Source organism: Verrucosispora sp. TAA-831 (assembly GCF_050780145.1).
Lineage (GTDB): Bacteria > Actinomycetota > Actinomycetes > Mycobacteriales > Micromonosporaceae > Micromonospora.
Window position 1 is genome coordinate 626,889 of the sequence record NZ_CP192240.1, and the last position, 6,806, is coordinate 633,694.

The window sequence follows — 6,806 nt, forward strand, 5'->3', positions numbered from 1 at the left end:
TGGAACTGGTGACTGTGCCGGTCCCGCGTCGAGCGGGCAGGCTGACACGGGACCGCCGTCCGGACGGCCAGGAGGCCGATCGGCATCGACCGGGAGGGCCTATGAAGCTAGTCGACATCACTCCGCAGATGCTGCTGGACGGGTCACAGTCCTGCACCGACACGGCTGCGCAGCTACAGGCGCGCCTCGCGACACTGCGGCGGGACGTGGACGACCTGGCGTCGTACTGGTTGGGGCCGGGTTCCAAGGCCTACAAGCAGACGATGGAGGAGTACGACACCTGCGGCCGGATGCTCAACGACGCCCTGAACGGCATCTCCCGGGGCCTGCAGCGCAATGCCGGCAACTACGCCACGGCCGACGAGGCGACGGTGCGCACCATGCCCGAGATCAACGGTATTCCGGCGGCCCGTCTCGGGCCTGAGCCCGGCGCCTGACCGGAATCGTCAGCCCGCCCGAGTAGAGGAGTTCGCGTGACCGACAGTATGGGTAGTCGCATCCGGGTCCCCCCGGAGCTGGAGTTCGCCGGTGCCAGGCTCAAGAGCACCGCCGACGAGCTGGTCGACATGCTCGCCACCCTGAAGGCCAAGCTCGTTCCGTTGGAGGAGAGCTGGGTCGGCGAGGCACGCGAGGAGTACGTCGGCCTCCAGGGGCAGTGGAACGCCGGGGCGAACGGCCTGTTCGGCGTCGACGGCGCGCTCGGCGACATCGCGAACGCCGCCAACCTCGCCTGGAACAACTACTCGGAAGCGGAGTTCTCGAACCTGCGTACCTGGCGCGGCTGACGATCAACGCAGGCCGGGGGTCTTGAACAACCAGGACCTCCGGCTCGTAGTATTCGGCATGATCCGTGATCAGCGAGGCCGTACCGCCGACGTGCAGTCGCCGCCGGAACCGGCCGGGCCGGGTGTCGAGCCGAACCCGGAGTCGCTCACGGACAGCAGCCGGTTCCGCAAGCTCGGCTCGGCCCTGAACTGGGTCGGTGACCGGGTGGCCGTGGTCGGTGCCGATCCGGCGGGCGTGCTCACGGCGGCGGCGACCGGGCTGGTGGCGGAGCCCGATGTCGTGACGGTCATCGGACCGCTCGACAGTGCCGAGGACTGGTCGTTCGTCGAGACGGTGCTGCCGATCGCGGTGCCGCCCGGTGGCCGGGGTCGCATCGCGGTGGCGGGGGCGGCCGGTCGTGGACCGGTCGGTCGGTTGGCCCGTGAGCTGACCGCGACGCTCGACGTGCCCCGGGCCGAGGTGCTGCTGGTGCCCGGCGGATCGCTGTTCGCAGTGGACGGATGGGTACGACACACCCCGGACGGCGTCACCTCCCCGGCCGGTCATCGCAGTCCGCAGCCGTCCTGGGAGGACGACGTCGACGAACTGTGCGCCGCGACGTACCCGGGCGAGCTGGTGCTGCTGCCCGTACCGGCTGGCATGTGGCTGTTCCGTCGGCTGCCGGGCACGCCGATGCCGGACTACGACGATCCGGCGTACGGGGTACCGATGGACGCTGACCGGCCGGTGCTGCTGGTCGGACGGCCCGGACAACCGGAGCCGGAGGCCGACGCCGTCGTGGAGTTCCTCGACCGGCTCCCGTCGCCGCTGCGGCAGCACCTCGTGCTGGCCTCCTACGGGGCGGTGACCACGACGGCCACGGCGGCGACGAGTCTGGCCCGCGAGTCGGGTGCCCCGGTCCGGGTGCACACCGGCCTGCCGTCGCTCACGCCCGACGGTCGACCGACCAGCCTCGCCGTCGACCACTCGGGAGCCACCTGGGAACCGGTCGCGACCGTCCTCGGCTTCCCGCCCGAGGGCCCGGCCCGGCCCGTCGGACCGGTACGCGGACTCGACGGCTACCCGGAGCTGGGCGAGAACGTCTTCCGGCTCGCCGAACGGTGGGTGGCCGAGGTGACGCAGTCCGGCCTGTGGGTGCGGCCACCCGAGCAGGAACACGGCGCGCGCCTGGTGCGGGCGCACCCGTGGACCTCCGGCAAGGTGCGGATCTTCGTCGGCGTACCCGGCAAGCCGCCGCGATACCACGTGTTGCCGGTGCTCGGCGCGCTGCTGGCCCGAATGCCCGTCGAGACCCGGCAGCGGGTGGAACTGTCACCGGCGCGGTTCGCGGTGGCGGCCGGCGACGACGCGCTGCCGACGTCGGACCTGGAGTCGGGTGTGCCGACGGCCCCGATGGTGCAACACGCCGTCGTGCTGCGCGCCCCCGGCGCAGGCGGCACGAGTCCGGTCGCACCGAGGGCGTCGGCCGCGCCACCGGCCGTGCCGACCTCCGTCCCGGCCGCTGCGCTCGCCGCCCTGGTCGCGCCAGCCGTCGCCCCGGTCACGCCAGCCACCAGCCCGGTCGCGCCAGCCGTCGCCCCGGTCGCGCCAGCCGTCGCCCTGGTCACGCCGGTCGCCGGCCCGATCACGTCGCGGCCCGAGCAGGTCACGACGGCCGGTCGGCGGACGCCTGGAAGCGGGCGGACGCCTGGGGGCGGGCGGACGACCGAGGCGCGATCTGCGTCGGACGAGACGACCGCCGCGCTCGCGGGCGAGCGGGCCGACGGAAACGCCGCGACCGGGCCGGACCCGGTGGCCGAGCCGACGGTGCAGTATCCGATCCGTCCGGTGGCACGGCACGAGGCCGTCCGTCCGGTCCGCCGCGACGAGTCGGGGCCGAAGCAGCGGGCGCAGGCCGAGCGCCCGCCGCGCGCCGAGGCGGCAGCGCCAGCGCCGCCGACCGGTCCGGACGACCAGCGGCGGCACCCCGCCGGGCCGGACACCCGGCGGCGGCGTCGGCTGTCGGCCCAGATCCTCACCGCGGTGGCGGTCCTGACGGTGGCGGTCGCCAGCGGGTACGTGCTGAACCCGAACGGGCGACCGTCCGGTGCCGACACACCGGGGTACGCCGTACCGCCGCCGTCGGGTCTGCCGGAGTTCCCCGCGCGGCTACCGGCCGGTGTACAGCCCTCCGACACCCCGGCCGACGATCCGTCCACCTCGGTCAGTCCCGCGTCGGGGACCAGTGGTCAGAGCAGCGCGGCGACGCCCGGCCCGAGCGCTCCCGGGCGGAGCCCGGAGGCGTCGCGTGGCCCCGACCGGGTGCCCGCACCGGTGGCCCCGCCCCGGCCCACCGGGTCTCCGTCGTCCGCACCGAGTGCCACCCCCCGGCCCGCGGCGTCCTCGGCGATGCCGGGTCAGGTGAACAGCTCGGGACGGAACCTGGCGCTCTCCGGGACCGCCAGCGCGTCGAGCTTCGAGACGATCTACCGGCCGTCGAGTGCGATCGACGGGGACCGGGAATCCCGGTGGGGCAGCGCGTTCACCCCGGACACCCAGTGGCTCGCCGTCGACCTGGGCGAACTCTGGCAGGTCACCGAGGTTCGCCTGCGGTGGGAGCGGGCTTACGCGACCGCGTACCGGGTCGAGGTGTCCGCCGACGGTGGGACGTGGCGGACGGTCTACCAGACCGGGAGCGGTGCGGGCGGGACCGTCGACATCGCCGTCACCCGCACTCCGGTCCGGTACGTACGCATGGTCGGCACGGCCAAGGCGATGCCCGGGTACGGGTACTCGATCCACGAGTTCGAGGTGCGGTGAGGACGGCGGCTCACCGGTTGTTGCTGGTGAGGTTCTTGGTGTTCTGCTCTTCCACGTCGGTGTACATCGTGTGGGTGTGCTTCATCCGCCGGATCGCCTCGTTGAGGACGTCGCGCACCTGCCCGCTCAGACCGTCGACCTGATCGAGCAACAGCGCGAAGTTCTTGCCGGCGGGGCTCATCCAGTAGTCGCGCAGCGTGCGGAACTCCTTGTTGATCTCGTTCAGCTTGCCTTCCAGCGCGTCCCGTTCGGTGGCGATCTTCTTGGCGGCATCGGCCAGCTTGTCGAGCTCGACGGCGAAGGTGAACTGGGAGCCGTCCGGGTTGATCTGGGTGATCGGCGTACCGTCCGCGTTGGTGATCACGGTGATCGAGGGCTTGCCGTTGTCGGTGTAGGCCCACTTGATGTCGCTGCCGCTGCTGCCGTACTCGATGGTGACCGTCTTGGTGCCCTGGGTGCCGAACGTCGGTCGGCCCTCGGAGTCGAAGGTGGTGAACGTCCAGCCGTTCTGCTCCATGCTGGTGACCGCGCCGTCCGAGTTCCGGAAGATGGTCGTGCCACCGGAGTAGGTCCACTGGAAACCGCCGCCGGCCGTCGGCGTGATGGTCACCGTCTCCCGGGTCTCCGAGTTGACGCCGGACGTCGGCACCCCGTCCTTGTACGTGATGACCCACCCGTCGCCACGGTCCTCGGTGAGGATCTGGCCCTCCGAGTCGTACGTCACGACGCTCTCGTCGTCGTACGTGTAGACGGTGTTGCCGTCCCGGTAGCTGATGGTGGCGGTGACGCCGGGGCGTTCCTCGGTGGCGGGGATGTCGACGTAGTGCGGGCGGTTGTCGGCGTCGAACTGGCTGTAGGTGGTGCCGTCGGCACGTTCCTCGGTCAGGATCTTGCCGCCGGAGTTGTACGTGATGACGGTGTCGTCGGCGTAGGTGTAGCGGGTGTTGCCGCCGTCGTAGCTGATGTCGGCGCTGGTGGCGGGTCGTTCTGCGGTGGCGGGGATGTCGATGTGGCCGGGGCGGTTGTCGGCGTCGAACTGGCTGTAGGTGGTGCCGTCGGGGCGTTGTTCGCTGAGGATCTTGCCTTGGGCGTTGTAGGTGACGACGGTGTCGTCGGCGTAGGTGTAGCGGGTGTTGCCGCCGTCGTAGCTGATGTCGGCGCTGGTGGCGGGTCGTTCTGCGGTGGCGGGGATGTCGATGTGGCCGGGGCGGTTGTCGGCGTCGAACTGGCTGTAGGTGGTGCCGTCGGGGCGTTGTTCGCTGAGGATCTTGCCGTCGGCGTTGTACGTGACGACGCTGTCGTCGGCGTACGTGTAGACGGTGTTGCCGCCCTGATAGTCGATCTCGGCGCTGGTGGCGGGGCGGCCCTCGGTGGCGGGGACGTCGATGTGGCCGGGGCGGTTGTCGGCGTCGAAGTCGCTGTACGTCGTGCCGTCGGGGCGTTGCTCCTTGAGGATCTTGCCGTCGGCATTGTACGTGATGACGGTGTCGTCGGCGTACGTGTAGACGGTGTTGCCGCCCTGGTAACTGATCTCGGCACTGGTCGCCGGTTGGCCGCTGCGGGCCGGGATCTCGACGTACTGCGGCTGGTCGTTCGCGTTGAAGTCGGTGTAGAGGGTGCCGTCGGGTAGCCGCTGGCTGACCAGGTCCTGGCTGTGGCTGTCGAAGGTGAGCACCGACTTGTCGGCGTACCGGAAGATCGTCAGGTTGTCCTGGTAGCCGATGTGCGCGTACGTCGCCGCCTGCCCGTCCGACGGGGGGATCTCCACGTACCGGGCGCGTCCCGCGTCGTCGAACGAGCTGTAGACCCGCCCGTCCGGCATCACCTGTTGGACCGGCTGACCGTCGGCGTCGTACGTCACCACGGAGCCGTCGCTCTGCCGCTCGAACGTGTGCCCCTTGGTCGGCGGCTGCTCCGGCCCGGCCATCAGGCGGATTCCTCGGGGCCGCCGACCCGGGGGAGGGACTCGGGTGCGGTCGGCACCGTCTCGCCGAACGACTGCTTGTCGGCCTCGGCGTAGAACTGGGCGGCGTTGTTGACCCGGACGACGTACTGCGCCACCGCCTGGATCGAACCGCCGACCGCCTTGAGCAGCGAGAGTTGGGTGTCCACGAGCATCTGCGTCTGATCCGGATTGGGATCCTCGACCGGCGGGAGGTCCTCGCCCTTCACCGTGTGCCGCGAGATGTGGCTACCGCCGTCGTGGCTTCTGATCACGCGGTCGTTCTGCACGCCGCCCTCGTTCTCGGCGTAGAAGATCCAGCCACCCTTGCTGAGCACGTCCGCCTTGAACGCCTCGAACTCGTCGACCTGGGTGTTGAGTTCATTCAGCATGTGGTTCTGCGCCCCGCGAAGGTCGGCGGGCGTGACCCCGAACGCGCGGACGGTCGGCTCGACGAGTTCCTTCGTCTCGTCGCCCGCGTCCTTGGGCGGGTTGAACAGATTGTCGCCGGTGACCGATCGCGCCGTGCGCTCTTCCATGTGCAGTTCGGGTACGTGTTTAATCGACGCCTGTACGTAGGTGTCCAGCTCAGGGTCGGCCATCTTAGACATGTACCACGCGGGTCCTCGCGGACGGATGTCCCTCTTCGGGGGACGCCCACCGTCACCAACATTGAGATGGTCCGGTTGAGCTGGGCCGATGCTAGCGTCTCCGGCACGGAACCGATCGGCGCGCGGGCGGGGGGCTGAACATGGGGAGTGGTGCGCCCGCACACTACGACGACGGCCAGAGCATCAACGTCGACCCGCAGGGCATGTGGACGATCGGGTCGGAGCGAGTCGTCAAGCTCATGGGCGATGTCGTCGATTCGTGGGAACGGATCGGTAACACCTGGAAGAACCTCGAACTCAGTTGGGCCGGCGAGACCGCCGAGGAGGTCCAGCAGTTCAACTATCGGCTGCAGAAGTTGCAGTGGGATCTGTTCGGATCGCAGGAACAGGAGACCTACGGGCTGATCTCGCAGGTGTGCGGGATCGCGGCGGTCGCGGCGTCGAACTACGGCGAGGCCGAGAAGACGGTCATCAAGATGTTCGACGAGTTTACCGCCGCCATCCCCGCCGAGGACCTGCCGCCGGAAGAGGACGGCGAAGGCGACGGTGGCACCCCTCCACCCATCGATCTCGGAGACGCGTACAACACGACCGAGTCGCCGGTGCACACCCTCTACCCCAACAATCCCGACGCGAACAAGCAGCCGCCGCCGGATAAAGAGTGACGG

6 protein-coding genes are annotated in these 6,806 nt (G+C 70.0%); 4 read left to right on the top strand and 2 right to left on the bottom strand.

Annotation, left to right across the window (positions count from 1 at the left end; all coding sequences use genetic code 11):
- The first annotated feature begins 101 nt into the window (after nucleotides 1-101).
- The 3 genes from ACQVFL_RS03250 to ACQVFL_RS03260 are packed head-to-tail and all read left to right on the top strand — an operon-like array spanning nucleotide 102 to nucleotide 3,585.
- Nucleotides 102-437, top strand: a complete 336-nt coding sequence (locus tag ACQVFL_RS03250) for a WXG100 family type VII secretion target (protein ID WP_131051368.1) — start codon at nucleotides 102-104, stop codon at nucleotides 435-437.
- 36 nt (nucleotides 438-473) lie between these two features.
- Entirely contained in the window at nucleotides 474-785 is a 312-nt protein-coding gene (locus tag ACQVFL_RS03255; RefSeq protein ID WP_131051369.1) for a WXG100 family type VII secretion target, read from the top strand.
- Between the two features lie 58 nt (nucleotides 786-843).
- Nucleotides 844-3,585 carry a discoidin domain-containing protein gene (locus ACQVFL_RS03260; protein WP_431728658.1) on the top strand — a complete coding sequence of 914 codons (2,742 nt, stop codon included), beginning with the start codon at nucleotides 844-846 and terminating at the stop codon, nucleotides 3,583-3,585.
- Between the two features lie 10 nt (nucleotides 3,586-3,595).
- On the opposite strand, the gene ACQVFL_RS03265 is transcribed toward ACQVFL_RS03260, so the two are convergent.
- Together ACQVFL_RS03265 and ACQVFL_RS03270 are read right to left on the bottom strand one after the other, a co-directional pair.
- Complete coding sequence (locus ACQVFL_RS03265) at nucleotides 3,596-5,512, bottom strand: WXG100 family type VII secretion target (protein WP_431728659.1); 1,917 nt, start codon at nucleotides 5,510-5,512, stop codon at nucleotides 3,596-3,598.
- The gene (locus ACQVFL_RS03270) at nucleotides 5,512-6,129 is read right to left on the bottom strand and encodes a hypothetical protein (RefSeq protein WP_431728660.1); all 618 of its coding nucleotides are present in this window, start codon (nucleotides 6,127-6,129) and stop codon (nucleotides 5,512-5,514) included. Before ACQVFL_RS03270 ends, ACQVFL_RS03265 begins: the two co-directional genes overlap by 1 nt.
- Nucleotides 6,130-6,278: 149 nt before the next feature.
- Here ACQVFL_RS03270 and ACQVFL_RS03275 point away from each other — a divergent pair, with 149 nt between their 5' ends.
- Nucleotides 6,279-6,803: a hypothetical protein gene (locus ACQVFL_RS03275; RefSeq protein ID WP_396692266.1), complete on the top strand. Its 525-nt coding sequence runs from the start codon at nucleotides 6,279-6,281 to the stop codon at nucleotides 6,801-6,803.
- The last annotated feature ends 3 nt before the right edge of the window (nucleotides 6,804-6,806 follow it).